This window comes from Sphingobium sp. Leaf26, assembly GCF_001421665.1.
Taxonomy (GTDB): domain Bacteria; phylum Pseudomonadota; class Alphaproteobacteria; order Sphingomonadales; family Sphingomonadaceae; genus Sphingobium.
The window spans coordinates 18,172-36,225 of sequence record NZ_LMKV01000004.1 but is presented as its reverse complement, the minus strand read 5'-3'; the positions used below and the strand labels follow the sequence as shown (position 1 = coordinate 36,225).

Below are 18,054 nucleotides of genomic sequence, written 5' to 3'. Positions count from 1 at the left end.
CTCCTGAATGGCAATCCGTCCTAGTGTGACGAATTGCGGACCATGCCTCTCCCGCTTGCCGGAACCGGGCGAGCGGGAGACGGCCTTTGTCCGAACAGCGCGGTGCCGACGCGAATGTCGGTCGCGCCCAGCATGATGGCGGTTTCATAATCGCCCGACATGCCCATCGACAGGCGCGGGAGGCCTTCTTCCCGCGCCATTTTTGCGAGCAGCGCGAAGAAGGGCGCGGCCTCGATATCGGCCGGGGGCACGCACATCAGGCCCAGGATCGGAATATCGGCGTCGCGCGCGGCGGCGATCAGCGCGGGCGTGTCGGTGATGGGACAGCCGCCCTTCTGCTCCTCCGAGCCGATATTGACCTGAATGAAGCAGGGGACGCGCTTGCCCGCCGCATCCATCGCCCTGGCGAGCGCGGTCAGCAGCGAGGGACGGTCGAGGCTGTGGATGACGTCGAACAGGGCCACGGCATCGGCGGCTTTGTTGGATTGCAATTGCCCGACCAGATGCAGGTCCACGCCGGAAAACTCCTCGCGCAGCGCGGGCCATTTCTCCTGCGCCTCCTGCACCCGATTTTCGCCGAACACACGCTGCCCGGCATGAAGCAGCGGGCGGATGGCGTCGGCATCATGGGTCTTGGACACGGCGATCAGGTGGACGGCGTCGGCGGTGCGATCGGTCAGGCGGGCGGCGCGATCGATGCTGTCACGCAGGGTGGCGAGGCGGTCCGCTGCGTCGATAATTCTGTCTGTGGTCATGCGCGCTGCTATAGGCGAGGGCCATGTCGCACCGCCACCGCAAAAAGCTGCCCCTGATCTGGCTGATGACCGACGAGCGGGTCGAGGCGGCGGCCTTGCTGGCGGCGGCAGGCCGGTTGCCCAAGGGGCGAGCCGGCATCGTGTTTCGCCATTATCGCACGGCGTCGGCGGCCCGGCGGGCACTGTTCGAGGCGTTGCGGGCGATCGCGCGACGGCGTCGGCTGGTGCTGCTGCTGGCGGGCGATGCACGGCTGGCGGCGGCATGGCGGGCCGATGGCGTGCATGGCGACCCCCATCGGGTGGTGCGACCCCTGATCCGCAGCCGCGCGGTCCATGATCGTCAGCAGGCCTTTGCTTCACGGGGTGCTGAGCTTTGCTTCGTCTCCCCCCTTTTCCCGACCCGTTCCCATGTCGGTGCCGGGGCCTTGGGGCGGGTGCGCTTTGCGGCACTGGCGCGGCAGGTCGAGGCGCCGGTCATGGCATTGGGTGGTAATCCGATCATACAGGATCAGATTATGCTCTGATTATCTTTTGTTTTCCGCATTTTCCGAGCCAGCAGATGATGCCATCTGCTTCGAAAATGCTCTAGGCCCAGTCCACCCGCGTCCAGCCGCGCTCTGCCGCCAGTTTCGCCAGCGGCTTGTGCGGATTGCTGGCGAAGGGGATGTCGGCGAACTCCAGCATCGGCGCGTCCGACACATGGTCGGAATAGGCACGGATATGCGCCTGGGTCCGGTCGATCGCCTCGGCCGCCATCCAGGCCTTGATCATGCGCAGCTTGCCCGTGTCGTAGCAATTTTCACCGGCGATCTTTGCGCGGACATAGCGTAGATCCTGCGACAGATGATCGGTGGCGATCACCGCGTCGAAGCCCAGCCGCCGCGCGATCGGTTCGACATAGAGGCGATAGGAGGCGGTGGCGAGCACCAGCCGATAGCCGTCGGCCCGGTCCTGCGCGATCTGCGCCACTGCGCCGGCGCGCAGGTTGGTCGCCATCACTTTATCGGCATAGCTTTCGATATGTGGCATCAATTTCGCCCGCTCGACATTATAGCCGACCATCAGCGCCTGATTGAGTTCCTTCAGCCGCTGCCGGCTGATGAGCTTGAGCACATAGGCCAGCATCAACAGGATGACGCAGGGGAAAAGCACCAGCCGCCACGGGGCCATGTGCCGGGCCACATGGATCAGGAAACCGGTATAGGTGCCGCTGAACGTCACCGTGCGATCCATGTCGTAGATGGCCAGCCTGTATGTCGTCATGCCGTTTCCGAAACTTTTCTGTCCGCCCTTCGTTCTGGCTTGCGGATGGGCCGTTTCGGCTTGCCGTGCAACCGATAATGGACCAGTAATCCCATCACATGAACAAAGCCGCCGATCTTGCCGAGGAAAATCGCGACGGTGGCAATGTGGTTCGACTTTCCGGATCGCTTGCCATTGCCTGTCTGGGCGACCTGCCCGACCGGCTGGACGCCGTGCAGGGACCAGTGTCCGCCATCGACCTGTCGCAGGTCGATCATATGGACACGATCGGGGCCTGGACCATCCACCGCGCCGTCAAGCGGCTGGGCTGCGCCATCAGCGGCGCCAGCGAGGATGCCGGGCGGCTGATCCATGCCGTGGGCGAACTGGACGAGCCGGTGCCGATCCGGCCGAACCATGTGCATCCGCTGCGCCGCGTGGTCGGCCAGATCGGCGAGGCGGTCTGCGCATCGGGCACGACGCTGATGGGCCTGCTCGGTTTCTTCGGCGCGACCCTGATCGCGACATGGAGCGTCATCCGCCACCCCCGTCGTTTCCGCATCAATGCCGTGGTGCAGCGGTTCGAGGTGGTCGGCGTATCGGCGCTGGGCATCATCGGCCTGATGAGTTTCCTGATCGGCATCGTCATCGCACAACAAGGATCGGTGCAGTTGCGCCAGTTCGGCATGGAGATGCTGACGATCAATCTGGTCGGCCGCCTCACTTTCCGCGAACTGGGCGTGCTGATGACCGCGATCATGGTGGCGGGCCGGTCCGGTTCCGCCTTCGCCGCGCAGCTTGGTACGATGAAGCTGACCGAAGAGGTCGACGCCATGCGCACCATCGGCGTGTCGCCGATGGAGGCGCTGGTTCTGCCGCGGACGCTGGCCGTGGTCGTGATGATGCCGCTGCTGGGCTTTTATGCTTCGGTCATGGCGGTCATTGGCGGCGGGTTCCTGTGCGCCATCGCGCTGGAGATTCCGCCCATCACCTTCGTCCAGCGTCTGCGCGAAGTCGTGCCGATCACCGACCTGTGGGTCGGCCTGATCAAGGCGCCGGTCTTCGGCATCATCATCGCCCTGTCGGGCTGCTTTCAGGGCATGCAGGTCAAGGGCAATGCCGAGGAAGTCGGCCTGCGCACGACCGCAGCCGTGGTACAGGCGATTTTCATGGTCATCGTGATCGACGCCTTTTTCGCGGTCTTCTTCACCTGGGTGGGCTGGAACTGATGCGCGAAGAGGACATCCTCCAGGCCGAGGAGCGGCGCGTCGAAGAAGCGTTCCAGCGGAGCGACATCGCTATTTCGGTACGCGGGCTCCGCAACAGTTTCGGCGATCAGGTCATCCATGAGGGCCTGGACCTGGACGTGCGCAAGGGCGAGATATTGGGCGTGGTCGGCGGGTCCGGCACTGGCAAGTCGGTGCTGATGCGCACGATCATCGGTCTCCAGACCCCCGATGAGGGCGAGATTCAGGTTTTCAATGAGTCCATGATCGGCCGGTCGGATGACGAGGCGCTGGCGGTCCGCAAGCGCTGGGGCGTGCTGTTTCAGGGTGGTGCCCTCTTCTCGACCCTGACCGTGGCCGAGAATGTCGAAGTGCCGATCCGGGAATATTATCCCAATATCGGGCCGGAACTGCGCGATGAAATCGCCGCCTACAAGATCCGCATGACCGGCCTGCCGACCGAGGCCGGCCCGAAATATCCATCCGAACTGTCGGGTGGCATGAAGAAGCGCGCGGGTCTGGCCCGTGCCCTGGCGCTGGACCCGGATCTGCTATTCCTGGACGAGCCGACCGCCGGCCTCGACCCGATCGGCGCGGCGGCGTTCGACGAAATGACGCGCAAGTTGCAGCAGACGCTGGGCCTGACCGTCTTCCTCATCACCCATGATCTCGATACGCTCTATTCCATCTGTGACCGGGTGGCGGTGCTGGCGGACAGGAAGGTGACGGCGGTGGGCACGATCGACGAATTGCTGGCGACCGATCATCCCTGGATACAGGAATATTTCAACGGTCCGCGCGGCCGGGCCGCCACGGCGGCGGTGTCGCGCGAAAAGGACCGGGAACAGACAAAGCAGGCGGCAGTCAGCCCGCCGGACGGAAGGCGATAGGATATGGAAACCCGCTCCAACCATGTGCTGGTGGGCGCAGTCACGCTGCTGCTGCTGGCCGCGATCATGGCCGCCGCCTTCTGGTTCTCGCGCCTGTCGGATGGCGAGAACAAGGAATATGACATCTTCTTCAAACAATCGGTCAGCGGCCTGGCGAAGGGATCGGCGGTCAATTATGCCGGTGTGCCGTCGGGCAAGGTCGAAAAGATCGAGCTGTGGAAGCGCGATCCGAGTTTCGTGAAGGTCCGCATTTCGGTGAAGGACGGCACCCCCGTTCTACAGGGCACGACTGCGACCATCGCCGGCGTGGGCTTTACCGGCGTCAGCGAAGTCGTGCTGGATGGCGCGGTGAAGGGCGCGGCGCCGATCGCCTGCCCCGCCGACAATGTGCTGGCCGCCTGCCCCGATGGCGTGCCGGTGATCCCGACCAAGCCGGGCGCGCTGGGCGAACTGCTCAACAATGCGCCGCAACTGCTGGAGCGGCTGTCGACGCTGACCGAGCGACTGACCGAATTGCTGAATGACAAGAATCAGCAATCGATCGCCGGCATCCTGGCCAATGTCGAGAAGGTGTCGGGCGCGCTCGCCGATCGCAGCCCTGAAATCGCCGCCACGCTGGCCGAAGCGCGGATCGCGGTGCAGCGCACCGGCGTCGCCGTCGAGCAGATCGGCAAGCTGGCCGCCACCACCGACACGATGCTGAACGAGGAAGGCCGGCCGCTGATGGGTGACCTGCGCAAGAGTGTGCAGGCGGCGACCCGCAGCATTGAGACGCTGGACAAGACCATCGGTGAGGCGCAGCCGGGCGTGAAGCAGTTCAGCACCCAGACCATGCCGGAGGTCAACCAGTTGGTGCATGACCTGCGCGAAATGTCGCGCTCCTTCCGCGGCGTCGCGGAAAAGCTGGACCAGCAGGGCGCCGGATCGCTGGTCGGATCGCCCAAGCTGCCGGATTACAAGCCTTGATGTCGGGGGCCATGATGAGAAAGATGCGGACCATGTTCCATGTGAAACACCAGAGCGCCGTGATGGCGCTGGCGGCTGGCCTTTTGCTGTCGGGCTGCGTCTCCATCGGCGCCAAGCCGCCGGCGCAGTTGCTGACGCTGGATGCCGCGCAGAAGGTGCCGGCCGGCGCCGGTCGTGTGGCCGGTGGCGGGCGGACGCTGATCGTGGCTGATCCCGACGCGCCAAAGATGCTGGATACGGTGCGCGTGCCGGTTCAATTGGGGCCGACGAGCGTCGCCTATGTGACCAAGGTGCAATGGGCCGATACGCCGCGCCACCTGTTCCGCCGGCTGTTGGCGGAGACGATCACGGCGACGACCGACCGGGTGGTGCTGGATGCCGGACAGTTTTCCGGCGACGGCGGACAGCGGCTGAGTGGCGAACTGGTCGCCTTCACCGTGGACGAGGCGAGCCATAGCGCGATCGTCACCTATGATGCGGTACTGACCACTCCCAATGGTGTGGCGCTGGCCCGTCAGCGCTTCACCGCCAGTGCGCCGGTGAGTGGCAAGATCGAGGCGACCACGGTCGGCGCCCCGCTCAATGCCGCCGCGAACAAGGTGGCGGTGGACGTCGCCGCCTGGGCTGCTGCGGTCAAGAATTGATCGAAAGGCCGGTCGCTTTCGATGACGCGACCGGCCTTTTTCCTTTAATCCAGACTCTTCCCCGCCTGCTCCGTCACATCCTTGGACAGGCCGGGCTGGGTGAGGATGCGTTGCAGTTCTGCGCGCATCAGGGCGGCGCGGCCTTCCTCGAAGCGCTTCCAGCGGCCGAGCGGCGGCACCAGCCGGGCGGCGGTCTGCGGATTGAGCCTGTCCAGTGCGATGATGCAGTCGGCCAGCAGGCGATATCCCTTGCCCGACGCATGATGGAAGGCCCACTGATTGGCCGCGAAGGCACCGAATAGCGACCGCACCCGGTTGGGATTGGCCAAAGTGAAATCCTTATGCTCGCCCAGTTGCGCGACCAGTTCGACCGTGTCCGGATGGAAGGCGAAAGCCTGGGTCTGGAACCATTTGTCCAGCGTCAGGGCATCATCCCGGTAGCGATTGTAGAAGATGTCGAGCGCCGCTTCCCGTTCCGCGCTGGTGCCGCTGGCGAGCGTGGCGAGCGCGGCCTGCCGTTCGGTCATATTATCGGCCGCGTCGAACTGCGCGAAGGCGATGGCGGGGCCGTCACGCGCGCCAGAGGCCACCAGATAGAGAAGCGCCACATTGCGCAGCTTGCGCGCCCCCTTGGCGGACGGCGACAGGGCAAAGGCGTCGGCCTTCGTCTTCGCGTGGATATCGCGCCATAAAGGCTCCAGCTCCGCGCCGATCTTCTGTTGCAGGGCATCGCGCGCAGCGTGGATCGCATCGGGATCGACGACGCGCATCTGGTCGCCCAGATAGGCCTCGCTCGGCAGGCGGATAGCCTCGGCGATGAAGGCGGGGTCGAGCGCGGCATCGGTGATGGTGTTACGCACCGCCTCGATGACCGGTGCATCATCCACCGCCTGCCCGGCGATGCGGCCGACCAGCACATTGACCATCAGCTGCTGCATCGCCTCATAACGGGCGAAGGGATCGTCGTCATGGGCCGACAGGAAAGCGAGATCGGCTTGGCTGCGGTTGGTTTCCACGATCACCGGGGCAGAGAAACCGCGGTTGATCGACAGGATCGGCGCGCTGGCGAAACCGGTAAAGGTGAAGCTTTGATTTCCCTCGGTCAGCAGCAGCAGTTCGTCGCCCCGATGGGTGCCGGTCGCTGCGTCGAACAGGGCGGTGCGCAACGGGATCGCCATCACCTGCTTGTCGTTCTGGCCCGGCGTTGGCGGGATGCCCTGCTCCAGCGTCAGTTCGACGCTTTGGCTGACGGGATCATGGCTGAGGAGCGCGCGGACATGTGGCGTGCCGGCCTGCTCATACCAGCGGCGGAACTGGGTAAGGTCTTGTCCCCCGCCCTCCTCCATCGCCAGCACGAAATCCTCGCAGGTGGCGGCCTGCCCGTCATGGCGATCGAAATAGAGGTCGGTGCCGGCGCGGAACCGTTCCGGTCCCATCATCAGCGCCATCATGCGGATCAGCTCGGCACCCTTGTTATAGATGGTGGCCGTGTAGAAGTTGCTGATTTCCATGTAGGATTCGGGCCGCACCGGATGCGCCAGCGGGCCGCTATCCTCCTGAAACTGGCCGGCGCGCAGGATGCGGACATCCTCGATCCGTTTCACCGCATGGCTGCCCATGTCGGCGGAGAAATTCTGGTCGCGGAAAACAGTGAAGCCTTCCTTCAGGCTGAGCTGGAACCAGTCGCGGCAGGTGACGCGATTGCCCGACCAGTTGTGGAAATATTCATGCGCGACCACCCCTTCCACGCCGTCATAGTCGATGTCGGTCGCGGTTTCGGGATCGGCAAGAATATAGCGCGAATTGAAGATGTTGAGGCCCTTATTCTCCATCGCGCCGAAGTTGAAGTCAGCGACGGCAACGATGTTGAACACGTCCAGGTCATATTCGCGGCCATAGACACGCTCGTCCCACGCCATGCTGTTCTTGAGCGCCTGCATCGCATGGTCGGTACGGGGCAGGTCGGCTTCCTTCACCCAGATGCCGAGCGTCACCTCACGCCCGCTCATCGTCACGAACCGGTCGGCGTTGCAGGCCAGATCGCCGGCGACCAGTGCGAAGAGATAGCAGGGCTTGGGAAAGGGATCGTTCCAGCGCGCCCAGTGGCGGCCTTCGGGCAAGTCGCCCTGCTCGATCGGATCGCCATTGGCGAGCAGGACCGGGAAGCGCGCCTTGTCCGCTTCCAGACGCACGCTGTAGCGCGACAGGACGTCGGGCCGGTCAGGGAAGAAGGTGATGCGCCGGAAGCCTTCCGCCTCGCACTGGGTGCAGAGCAGGCCGCCGCTGGCATAAAGGCCCATCAGCTTGCTATTGCCTTCCGGTGCCAATTCCACCAGCGTTTCGACCTTGTGGGCGGCATCAGGCAACGCGATGATGAGCGCGCCGGCCTCCAGATGCCATTCCTCCTGCGTCAACTGGCGGCCATCTACGCAGACGGCTAGCGGGACGATGCCGTCGCCATCCAGCCGCAGGGGCCGGTCATGATCGCCATTGCGCGTGACGCAGAGAGCCGTGCGAACGATCGTGCGGGCGGGATCGAGGTCGAAGTCGAGCGCGATATCGGGGACGAGCCAGTCGGGCGGACTATAGTCCTGACGGCGAATGACGGTGGGCGCCGCGGCGGCGGTGGAAAGCATGTCGGCCATGGCCCCACGCTAGGGAGCGAGGGGGCAAAAGGCCAGTGGTAGTTATGGGCGGAAAGGAACCATCATGATGCGCGTCGGGCGCGGCTGGCCTGTTGCCGCAGAACGCAGCAAAGCCCGGTCGTTCAGATACGTTCGCCCGACAGGCGCTGGCATAGCATGTCCAACTGGTCGAGGTTGGAATAGCGCAGCGACAGATGGCCGCCGGCCGATCCGCCTTCATGCGCGATCTCGACCTTCAGCCCCAATATATCGGCCAGATGCTGTTCCAACGCGGCGATGTCGGGATCCTTGTCGCTGGTCGATCCAGCGCCCGCGCTGCTTGCGCGCCGCGAGACGGGGGCTTCCACGCCGGTCTTGACACGACGGACCAACTGTTCGGTGTCGCGGACCGACAGGCCTTTTTCCTCGATCTGGCGGGCCAGCTTTTCGGAATCGGGCAGGCCGATCAGGGCGCGGGCATGGCCCATGCTGATCCGGCTTTCCATCACCTGCTGCTGCACTGTCTTGGGCAATTCCAGCAGGCGCATCAGGTTGGCGACATGGCTGCGCGACTTGCCGACGATGCGGCCGAGCGCTTCCTGGCTATGATGAAATTCGGCGATCAGCTTGCGATAGGCTTCCGCCTCTTCGATCGGGTTCAGATCTTCGCGCTGGATATTCTCGATCAGCGCGATTTCGAGCGTTTCCTGCTCGTCAAAGTCGCGGACGATCGCGGGGATGCGATGCAGCTGCGCCCGCTGCGACGCGCGCCAGCGGCGTTCGCCGGCGATGATCTGGAAACCGCCGCCATGGGGCCGCACGATGATCGGCTGGATCACGCCGCGCTTGGCAATGCTGTCGGCCAGTTCCTGCAACGCGCCCTCATCGAAATGGCGGCGCGGCTGTTCCGGGTGCGGCTGTATCAGTGCCACCTCGATACTCTGCACGGACTTGCCATTGGCCGGCGGATTGGTCGCGGCAACCGGTTCTTCGCGGGTGGCATCGCCCAACAGGGCGGACAGGCCCCGGCCCAGACCGTGGGGGCGCTTGGCGATCTTCGGCTTGTCGGTCGTTTCGTCGTTCAAGCGGCAACCTCCTGTCGGGGCAGGCGCGCGATCAGCTCACGCGCCAGACGCATATAGGCTTCAGACCCCGAACAGCGGAAGTCGTAGATCAAGGCGGGGACGCCATGGCTGGGCGCTTCGGACAGACGCACATTGCGCGGAATGACGGTCGAGAAGACGAGGTCACCCAGGCAGGCGCGGACATCGTCGGCGACCTGATCGGTCAGGCGGTTGCGGCGGTCGTACATGGTCAGCGCCACGCCCATGATCGACAGGCCGGGGTTGAAGCGACCGCGAATGCGTTCGACCGTCTGGAGCAGTTGCGACAGCCCCTCCAGCGCGAAAAACTCGCATTGAAGCGGGACGAGCAGATATTGCGCCGCAACCATGGCGTTGATCGTCAACAGACCGAGCGAAGGCGGACAGTCGATCAGGCAGATGTCCCAGCGCCCCGGCTGGGCTTCATCCAGTACGCGCGCGAGCCGGTGGGTACGCTCCTCATAGTCGATCAGTTCGATCTCGGCGCCCGACAGATCCTGCGTCGCCGGGACGAGATCCAGCTTGGGTACGCGGGTGGTGACGATCGTATCGTCCAACGCGCAATTGCCAACCAGCAGGTCATAGCTGGATTGGGCACGTTCGGCCTGACCGATGCCCAGGCCCGTCGACGCATTACCCTGCGGGTCGAGATCGACCAGCAGCACCCGAAGCCCGGTGGCGGCAAGGCCGGTCGCGAGATTGATCGCGGTCGTGGTCTTGCCCACCCCACCCTTCTGGTTCGCTATGGCGATGCGGATCATGGACGACCTTTCTTCTTGCCAGCGGGTGTGAGGCCCCGAGCGATGATCAGGGCGCTGTCGGCGTCCGTTACGCTCGGTTCCACGTGAAACACACCTTGCCATGCCGGACGCGCCGCCTCCAGTTCATTTTGCGCATTTCGCCCTTTTGGCAGCACCCAGACGGTCTTTTTATCGGACAGGTGCAGCGCGGAGGCGATCAGCTTGGGCAGGGGCGCATAGGCGCGCGCGCTGATAACGGCCGCCTTGGTCGCGGGGACCGTTTCGACCCGTCCTCCGAAGACGCGGGCGTTGCCGAGATCGAGATCGGCGATGACATCGTTGAGAAAGTCTATGCGCTTGCGACGGGATTCAACCATCATCAACGGCCGATCGACCAAGCAGGCGATGACGATGCCGGGCAGACCGGCGCCTGATCCCAAGTCGATCCAGTCCCGCCCGTCATCATCGCCGGCATGGTTCAGCAACTGTGCCGAATCCATGATATGCCGTGTCCAGATGTGGGCCTTGGTGGACTCAGCGATCAGGTTCTGCTCGTCTGCCGCAGAAAGAAGGATCGCGACATAGCGTTCGAGCAGATCCCATGTTTCACGTGAAACATCGAATTGCGCCTGCAACCAGGCGCGGGCTTCGTCTTCGGTCATGCGGCCACCCGACGGACATGGACAAGGATGGCGGCCAGCGCCGCAGGGGTGATGCCACGAATACGGCCGGCAGCGGCCAGCGTATCCGGGCGGGCGGCGTCCAGTCGCTCGATCATTTCGGTGGAAAGGCCCCCAATGGTCTGAAAATCAAAATCGGCAGGAATGGCGACCCGCTCGTTGCGGCGCAGTTCGGCAATCTCTGCATCCTGCCGCTGGAGGTAGGGCGCATAATGGGCGTCCTCCAATATCTCGTCGCGCAGGTCAACGGGTGCGTCGCGCAGTGTCGGGGCGAGTGCGCAGATCAGGGTGCGGTCCACCTCAGGGAAGCGCGCCCATTCGAACAGGGTGCGGCGCGCGCCATCCTGTCGAACGGCAGCACCGGCGCGCGCCATTTCGCTGGCGGTCATCGGCCGGTCCAGTTCTGCGTCAATCTGTCCGCGCAACGTCTGCCGTGCGGTCAGTCGGGCGGCGCGATCCGTGCCGATGACGCCATGGGCAAGGCCGATCGGACCGAGCCGCGTCTCGGCATTGTCGGCCCGCAGGCGCAGGCGATATTCGGCGCGCGCGGTCAGCATGCGATAGGGTTCGGTCACGCCCTGAAGGACAAGATCGTCGATCATCACGCCGATATAGGAACTGGCGCGGTCGAGGATCAGCGGCGCTTCATCGCGGGCGCGGGCGGCGGCATTGATACCGGCGATCAGGCCTTGCGCGGCTGCTTCCTCATAGCCGGTGGTGCCGTTGATCTGGCCGGCGCAGAACAGGCCGGGCAGTTGGCGCACCTCCAGCGTGGAATCGAGCGTACGCGGATCGACATGGTCATATTCGACTGCATAGCCGGGCACCACAATCTCGACCTGCTCCAGCCCCGGCATGGAGCGGACCATGGCGAGCTGAACATCGGTGGGCAGGGATGTGCTGATGCCATTGGGATAGACCAGCGGGTCGTCCAGCCCTTCCGGCTCCAGGAAAATCTGATGGCCGTCGCGGTCGCCGAAGCGCAACACCTTGTCCTCGATCGACGGGCAATAGCGCGGCCCCCGTCCCTCGATCGCACCGCTGAACAGAGGCGAGCGTCCCAGGCCGTCGCGGATGATCGCATGGGTCGCATCATTGGTGCGGGTGATGGCGCAATCGAGCTGCGGCAGGATGCGGCCTGCGGACAGCGGCGACATGGTCCATAGCCCACCATCCGATGGTTGGGTTTCGAGTGCAGCCCAATTGATCGTACGCCCATCGAGGCGCGGTGGGGTACCGGTCTTGAGCCGGGCGATAGGCAGTCCGAGATTGCGCAACTGGGCACCCAGCGCGCCGGCGGCGCGTTCGCCGATCCGGCCCCCGGTTTCGCGCTCGTCGCCGCGGAAGAGCTTACCGCCCAGGAAGGTGCCAGTCGCCAGCACGATGGCCGGGGCTTGCAATGTGCGGCCATCGGCCAGCGCGATGCCGACAATCGTGCCATGCTCGACCAGCAGATGATCGGCTTCACCCTCGACAATGTCCAGCCCGGCCTGCGCGTCGAGCATCTGGTGGATGGCCGCGCGATAGCGCTTGCGATCCGCCTGCACGCGCGGCCCCTGCACGGCGGCGCCCTTGCTGCTGTTGAGCATGCGATAATGGATGGCGGCGGCGTCGGCGGCGCGGGCGATCAGGCCGTCCAGCGCATCGACCTCGCGGACCAGATGGCCCTTGCCCAGGCCCCCGATCGCCGGATTGCAGGACATGGCGCCGACCGTCTCACGCGCGAAAGTCAACAGGGCCACAGACGCGCCCTTGCGCGCGGCCGCCGCCGCTGCCTCGCAGCCGGCATGGCCGCCACCGACCACGATCACATCATAGCTTGTTTGCATGGGGCGCCCTTACCAGAAAGCAGGAGGCAGGTTAAGAGGGCAGGGTCAAAAGCGTTCCACGTGGAACAGTTTCTATTTGCCGATGCAGAAGCCGGAAAAGAGACGGTCCAGCATGTCCTCCGTGCCGGCTTGCCCGGTCAGGGCGTCGATGGCGCTGCGGGCGAGACGGAGATCCTCGGCAATGACGAGCAGGTCGCTGGTCGTGCCGGCAGCGTGAAGATGCTCGATCAACTGTCCAACTCGCTGTCTCTGTCGCGCATGCAGGGCATAGTCGCCCTCCCCCGGCAGCAGCGCTGCGGCGCGGGTGCGGAGCATGTCGATGAGCGCGTCCATGCCCGCGCCGCTGTGGGCGGAGAGGGACAGGCCGGGGCGTCCGGCATCGTTGCGGTCACTTTGCGCGGCGACCAGGATGGCATCCGCGCGGGGCAGGTCGGCGGGGTCGCCGAGCCACAGGATGATGTCGGCGGCGTCCAAAGCGGCGCGGGCGCGGTCTATGCCGATGGCCTCGATCGCATCGCCTGTCTCGTCCCGCAGGCCGGCGGTGTCGGTGAAGAGGAAAGCGGTGCCACCGATCGCGGCAGGCACTTCGATACGGTCGCGGGTGGTGCCGGCGATATCCGATACGATTGCGGCGTCACGTCCGACCAACGCATTGAGCAGCGTGGACTTGCCGGCATTGGGCGGCCCGGCCAGCACGACCCGCACACCATCGCGCAACCGCTCCGCCGATGGCGCGGCAAGGATAGTGGCGACATCCCGCGCCAGCGCGGCGATGCCCGCCCCGATCCGCTGCTCGATCGCGGCGTCGGGCACATCATCCTCATCCGAGAAATCGAGTGCGGCTTCCGCCATGGCGCCAAGGTCGAGTAGGCGCCGGCGCCAGTCGTCGATTCGGCGGGAGAAATGCCCCTCCGCCATCAGCAGCGCAGCGCGGCGCTGGCCCTGCGTTTCGGCGGCGAGCAGATCGGACAGGCCCTCGACGGCGTTCAGGTCCATTCGGCCATGGGCGAAGGCCCGGCGGGTAAATTCACCGGCTTCGGCACGGCGCAGGCCTGACATCGCGCGCAGCGCGTCCTCGACTGCAGCGATGACGGCACGGCCGCCATGGCAATGGAGTTCGGCCATGTCCTCGCCCGTCACCGTGGCGGGGCCGGGCAGCCACAGCAGCAGCGCGCGGTCGAGCGGGGTATCGTCGCGCGGGTCTTTGAGCAAGGCAAGGCTGGCGGTGCGCGGCATCGGCAGGCGGCGCGCAAGCGCACGGAGCGCGGCACCGGCCTGCGGCCCGCTCATCCGAATGACCGCTATCCCCGCCGGCGGCGCACCGCTGGACAGGGCGAAGATCGTGTCGTCGTCGCGCGCGGACATAAAAGCTATTTCTTGTCGCTGCTTCCCGACATGCCCGACAGGCCCATGTTCATCATCTGCTGAAACAGGCGCATGCCCGCATCGCCCATAGGCGAGAAGCTCTTGAACAGCGTCTCCATCTGTTCGGCGCTGCCAATGCCGTCGAAGCCGTCCAGCATGGTGCGGATGTATTTGTCATGGATGGGCGTCACATCGGGCAGGCCCAGAAAGGCGCGGGCTTCTGCCGGAGTGCAGTCCACATCGACGGTTACCTTCATGTCCCTGCCCTTCCCTGTCGGCCTATTGATCGCGGTCGCGCCGTCATGCCGCAAATGGCGGTGACAAGGCAAATTTTAAACGTAGCCAGCGGTTGCGCCCGGCATAGGAACGGCCAATATGCGCTCTATCTTTCCAATAAAAGGATATCGGCATGGGCGATTTTACCCCGATCAGCACGTTGGACGGCGACGGTTCGTTCGACGCCTATGTAGCGCGACCCGAAGGCGAGTCGAAGGCGGCGATCATCGTCATTCAGGAAATCTTCGGCGTGAATGAAGGCATCCGCCGCAAATGCGATGGCTGGGCCAAGGCCGGTTACGTCGCTTATGCGCCCGACCTGTTCTGGCGGTTGGAGCCGAGGGTCGAACTGGACGCCGATGTGCCTGAAGAGTTCCAGACGGCGATCGGCCTGATGCAGAAGTTCAACCAGGATCAGGGCATTCGCGACATTGAAGCGACGATCACGGCGGCCCGCGCCGCCGGGGCGGAGAAGGTTGGCCTCGTCGGCTATTGCCTGGGCGGGCGGATGGCCTTCATGGCGGCCTGTCGCACCGACGGCGATGCCTTTGTCGGCTATTATGGCGTCGGCATCGACGGACTGCTGAATGAGCAGCATGCGATCGGCAAGCCGGTGCTGCTGCATGTGCCGACCGCCGACCATTTCGTCCTGCCCGACGCGCAGAAGGCGATGCACGAAGGGTTGGCCGACAACCGCCATGTCACCCTGTTCGACTATGAGGGGCTGGACCATGGCTTCGCTGCCGAGATGGGCAATCGCCGCGACGAAGCCGGCGCGGAACTCGCGGATGGGCGCACCGCCGATTTCTTCGCGCAGTCGCTCGCCTGATGAGCGACGCATGGCGCATGGTGGCCCGCAGCCATGGCGGGCCGGACGTCATCGCGCGCGAGGATTTCGATCCGGGCGCGCCGGGTGAAGGCGAGGTGCTGATCGCGCAGGACGCGGTCGGGTTGAACTTCATTGACACCTATTACCGCACTGGCCTCTACCCGGCCCCCCTCCCCACCCCGCTGGGGTCGGCGGGCGCCGGGGTGATCGCCGCCGTCGGCCCCGGCATCTCCGGTCTGGCGATCGGGGACAAGGTGGGCTGCGCCAATGGCCTTGGCGCCTATGCCACGCACCGGATCGTGCCGGCGGATCGCGTGGTCCGTATTCCCGATGGCGTGTCGACGCAGGATGCGGCGGCGATGATGCTCAAGGGCATGACCGCCTGCTATCTGGCGGAGGATATCGTGCCGCTGAAGGCCGGTCAGGTCGCCCTCGTCCATGCGGCGGCGGGCGGTGTCGGATCGGTGCTGGTACCCTGGCTGCGCGACAAGGGTGTGATAGTGATCGCCCATTGCGGGTCGGCCAGAAAAGCAGCGTCGGTCGTGGCGGATCACAGCCTGCATGGCCCGTTCGAGGATCTGGCCGCGCAGGTGCGCGACCTGACCGGCGGCGCGGGTGTGGATGTCGTCTATGACGGCGTCGGCAAGGATAGCTGGAGCGCCTCGCTCGCCAGCCTCAAGCGGCGCGCCATGATGGTCAGCTATGGCAATGCGTCAGGCGCGGTGCCGCCGGTCAGCCTGCTGGACCTCAGCCGGGGCGGTTCGCTCTATGTGACGCGACCCACCCTGTTCGACTATATCGCTACGGCGCAGGATCTGGCCAATACGGCCGATCGTTTGTTCGACCGGATGCAGCGCGGCGTGGTGAAGGCCGTGATCGGCCAGCGTTTCGCCTTGGCCGACGCCGCCGAGGCGCATCGGGCGTTGGAGGCGCGGGAGACGACGGGGACCACGATCCTTCTCCCCTGAACCGGCATGAAAAGGGCCGCCACGATGCGTCTTGGCGGCCCCTTTTCTTATCGTCCCGTCCAGTGACGGAGCAGCTTTTTGAGCGATGAAGCCGGTTTGTCCGGCCGGGCGTCAGGCTCGCGATGGACCAGCGGCGTCATCTTCACATCATCGACAGCCTTGAGCGCCGGCAATTTGGTGCAGACGATCGCGTCCTGCAATCCATCGCCCATGCCGCCGCCCATCCAGCAGCCATAGCTGACCTTGGTCACGGCCATGCCGGCCTGCCACACCATCTGCCGGATCAGGTCGATGTCGAAGGCGATGAAGGCCAGTGGATCGTCTGGATTCGCGATGAAGACATCGTCCGCCTCATACATGCGCTGGCGATCGAGCGGAAAGATCGCCTGACCGGCCAGCACCATATGGCGGGAAAACTCGTTCAGCTCGAAGCAGGTGAACATGAACCGCCCCCCCGGCTTCAGCATGGAGGATACGAAGTTCAGCATGAGCTGAAAATCGGCCTGGGTCAGGTGGGTGAATACCGAAAAGGCATAGGCATCGGTGAAATTGTCGCGATAGGCCTCGGTCAGGGCTGTGGTCGTCTTGCGTTCGCGCTGCTCGATGAAGCGATCATAATGATCGTTCGCGCCCTCCATCAGTTCGAACCGGGTGTTCGGCAGATGGGGCGCGATATGCTGGTCGCAAAAATCGATCACCGGCGGCATGATGTCCATGCCCACCAGTTGCTGCGGCCGGACTCCGGCCTTGTGCAGCGACACCAGCCCACGACCGATGCCGCAGCCGAAATCCAATATGCGCGACTGGCCGCCGAGCGGCAGCAGCCGGGTCAGGATCGCGATGCAGGCATCGCCGACCAGTTCGGGGTCCGAGCCGCCCACCCAGTCGTTCATCGGGCTTGCCCGCATCTCATCGTAAATCGGGGCCAGGTCGGCCATATATGTCCCTTCTCGTGCAGAGCGGGCCGACGCTAGCGGCCCGGTCGATCGATAACAAGCCGCCAGCAAGCGCGATCGTCCGTGTCGGCCTGAAAAGAAAATGGGGCATGATCCCGGTCTGGATCATGCCCCACAATGAGGTGTGATGGTGGCGGCGGGGGATCAGCCGAACAGCGTCAATATCCCGACCTGATGATCGACGAAGCCGTCATAGATCATCTTGACCGCAACATAGAGGATCACTGCGAGGCCGACATAGGCTATCCAGCGGAACCGCTCGATATAATGGGCGATGACATTGGCGGCGATGCCCATCAGCGCGACCGACAGGACCAGACCGATCATCAGGATGCCGGGATGGTCGCGCGCCGCGCCGGCCACCGCCAGCACATTGTCCAGGCTCATCGACACGTCGGCGACCGCGACGGCCCAGGCGGCGGCGGCGAAGCTCTTGGCCGGGCGCAGGCCGGACACATCGTCGTCGGTCGGATCGTCGGGCGTATCCGCGCCGCGCGCCGGGTGCAGTTCGCGCCACATCTTCCAGCTGACCCACAGCAACAGCAGCCCGCCGGCCAGGATCAGGCCGACGATCTGCATCAACTGGCTGACCACCAGCGCAAAGGCGATGCGCAGCACCAGCGCGGCGATGATGCCGATCAGGATCACCTTCTTGCGCTGGGCGGCCGGCAGGCCCGCCGCCAGCGCGCCGACGACGATGGCATTGTCGCCCGCCAGCAGCACGTCGATCATCAGCACCTGAACGAAGGCCGACAGCGCGGAAGGCGACGTGATGTTGCTGAAATCATGGATGATATGCTGCCAGATATCGGCGGGTGAGCCGAGTCCCTGTGCAGCCGAAGCGGCGGTGGCGAGAAGGTCGAACATGGCGGCCTGACGTCCCTGACTTTAAGCTAAGAAGAAAGCCGGACCATATATGGCCCGGCTCCAATGGCAAATAACTGCTTTGCGCATGGCGATC

Annotated in this window: 18 protein-coding genes; 7 read left to right on the top strand and 11 right to left on the bottom strand. The window is 64.8% G+C overall.

Annotated features, from left to right (window positions below; all coding sequences use genetic code 11):
* Positions 1-20: 20 nt before the first annotated feature.
* Positions 21-755, bottom strand: a complete 735-nt coding sequence (locus ASE85_RS06350) for a YggS family pyridoxal phosphate-dependent enzyme (RefSeq protein ID WP_056685398.1) — start codon at positions 753-755, stop codon at positions 21-23.
* Positions 756-778: 23 nt separating this feature from the next.
* Here ASE85_RS06350 and ASE85_RS06345 point away from each other — a divergent pair, with 23 nt between their 5' ends.
* Positions 779-1,279, top strand: a complete 501-nt coding sequence (locus ASE85_RS06345) for a thiamine phosphate synthase (RefSeq protein WP_056685395.1) — start codon at positions 779-781, stop codon at positions 1,277-1,279.
* Between the two features lie 61 nt (positions 1,280-1,340).
* Here the strand turns inward: ASE85_RS06345 and ASE85_RS06340 are convergent, their stop codons facing one another.
* Positions 1,341-2,018, bottom strand: a complete 678-nt coding sequence (locus ASE85_RS06340; protein WP_268795119.1) for an HAD family hydrolase — start codon at positions 2,016-2,018, stop codon at positions 1,341-1,343.
* A gap of 98 nt (positions 2,019-2,116) precedes the next feature.
* On the opposite strand from ASE85_RS06340, the gene ASE85_RS06335 reads away from it, so the two are divergent.
* The 4 genes from ASE85_RS06335 to ASE85_RS06320 are packed head-to-tail and all read left to right on the top strand — an operon-like array spanning position 2,117 to position 5,723.
* Positions 2,117-3,226, top strand: coding sequence for an MlaE family lipid ABC transporter permease subunit (locus tag ASE85_RS06335; protein WP_056685388.1), 1,110 nt, complete (start codon positions 2,117-2,119; stop codon positions 3,224-3,226).
* On the top strand, positions 3,226-4,113 hold the full coding sequence (locus ASE85_RS06330; protein WP_056685385.1) for an ABC transporter ATP-binding protein: 888 nt from the start codon (positions 3,226-3,228) through the stop codon (positions 4,111-4,113). Before ASE85_RS06335 ends, ASE85_RS06330 begins: the two co-directional genes overlap by 1 nt.
* A 3-nt stretch (positions 4,114-4,116) precedes the next feature.
* Positions 4,117-5,079 carry an MlaD family protein gene (locus ASE85_RS06325; RefSeq protein ID WP_056685380.1) on the top strand — a complete coding sequence of 321 codons (963 nt, stop codon included), beginning with the start codon at positions 4,117-4,119 and terminating at the stop codon, positions 5,077-5,079.
* Between the two features lie 32 nt (positions 5,080-5,111).
* Positions 5,112-5,723, top strand: coding sequence for an ABC-type transport auxiliary lipoprotein family protein (locus ASE85_RS06320; RefSeq protein WP_056685554.1), 612 nt, complete (start codon positions 5,112-5,114; stop codon positions 5,721-5,723).
* Positions 5,724-5,767: 44 nt separating this feature from the next.
* On the opposite strand, the gene pepN is transcribed toward ASE85_RS06320, so the two are convergent.
* The 7 genes from pepN to ASE85_RS06285 all read right to left on the bottom strand — a co-directional run bounded on the left by pepN (position 5,768) and on the right by ASE85_RS06285 (position 14,321).
* Positions 5,768-8,368: an aminopeptidase N gene (pepN, locus tag ASE85_RS06315; protein WP_056685376.1), complete on the bottom strand. Its 2,601-nt coding sequence runs from the start codon at positions 8,366-8,368 to the stop codon at positions 5,768-5,770.
* A 122-nt stretch (positions 8,369-8,490) separates the two neighbouring features.
* Entirely contained in the window at positions 8,491-9,432 is a 942-nt protein-coding gene (locus ASE85_RS06310) for a ParB/RepB/Spo0J family partition protein (RefSeq protein ID WP_056685372.1), read from the bottom strand.
* Positions 9,429-10,211 carry a ParA family protein gene (locus ASE85_RS06305; protein WP_056685369.1) on the bottom strand — a complete coding sequence of 261 codons (783 nt, stop codon included), beginning with the start codon at positions 10,209-10,211 and terminating at the stop codon, positions 9,429-9,431. The genes ASE85_RS06310 and ASE85_RS06305 overlap by 4 nt, the downstream gene beginning before the upstream one ends.
* On the bottom strand, positions 10,208-10,852 hold the full coding sequence (gene rsmG, locus ASE85_RS06300; RefSeq protein WP_056685366.1) for a 16S rRNA (guanine(527)-N(7))-methyltransferase RsmG: 645 nt from the start codon (positions 10,850-10,852) through the stop codon (positions 10,208-10,210). Before rsmG ends, ASE85_RS06305 begins: the two co-directional genes overlap by 4 nt.
* Positions 10,849-12,699, bottom strand: coding sequence for a tRNA uridine-5-carboxymethylaminomethyl(34) synthesis enzyme MnmG (gene mnmG, locus ASE85_RS06295; protein WP_056685363.1), 1,851 nt, complete (start codon positions 12,697-12,699; stop codon positions 10,849-10,851). The genes rsmG and mnmG overlap by 4 nt, the downstream gene beginning before the upstream one ends.
* A 72-nt stretch (positions 12,700-12,771) precedes the next feature.
* Entirely contained in the window at positions 12,772-14,064 is a 1,293-nt protein-coding gene (gene mnmE / locus ASE85_RS06290; RefSeq protein WP_056685359.1) for a tRNA uridine-5-carboxymethylaminomethyl(34) synthesis GTPase MnmE, read from the bottom strand.
* A gap of 5 nt (positions 14,065-14,069) precedes the next feature.
* On the bottom strand, positions 14,070-14,321 hold the full coding sequence (locus ASE85_RS06285; RefSeq protein WP_056685550.1) for a DUF6489 family protein: 252 nt from the start codon (positions 14,319-14,321) through the stop codon (positions 14,070-14,072).
* Between the two features lie 152 nt (positions 14,322-14,473).
* Between ASE85_RS06285 and ASE85_RS06280 the strand changes: the two genes are divergently transcribed.
* Both ASE85_RS06280 and ASE85_RS06275 read left to right on the top strand, forming a co-directional pair.
* Complete coding sequence (locus ASE85_RS06280; protein ID WP_056685356.1) at positions 14,474-15,169, top strand: dienelactone hydrolase family protein; 696 nt, start codon at positions 14,474-14,476, stop codon at positions 15,167-15,169.
* Entirely contained in the window at positions 15,169-16,137 is a 969-nt protein-coding gene (locus tag ASE85_RS06275; RefSeq protein WP_200928312.1) for a quinone oxidoreductase family protein, read from the top strand. The genes ASE85_RS06280 and ASE85_RS06275 overlap by 1 nt, the downstream gene beginning before the upstream one ends.
* 47 nt (positions 16,138-16,184) lie before the next feature.
* Here ASE85_RS06275 and ASE85_RS06270 read toward each other — a convergent pair whose 3' ends face one another.
* Together ASE85_RS06270 and ASE85_RS06265 are read right to left on the bottom strand one after the other, a co-directional pair.
* A complete protein-coding gene (locus tag ASE85_RS06270) occupies positions 16,185-17,075 on the bottom strand; it encodes a class I SAM-dependent methyltransferase (protein ID WP_056685353.1) in 891 nt (296 codons plus the stop codon).
* A gap of 162 nt (positions 17,076-17,237) precedes the next feature.
* Positions 17,238-17,960: a YjbE family putative metal transport protein gene (locus tag ASE85_RS06265; protein WP_056685349.1), complete on the bottom strand. Its 723-nt coding sequence runs from the start codon at positions 17,958-17,960 to the stop codon at positions 17,238-17,240.
* Positions 17,961-18,054 lie beyond the last annotated feature (94 nt).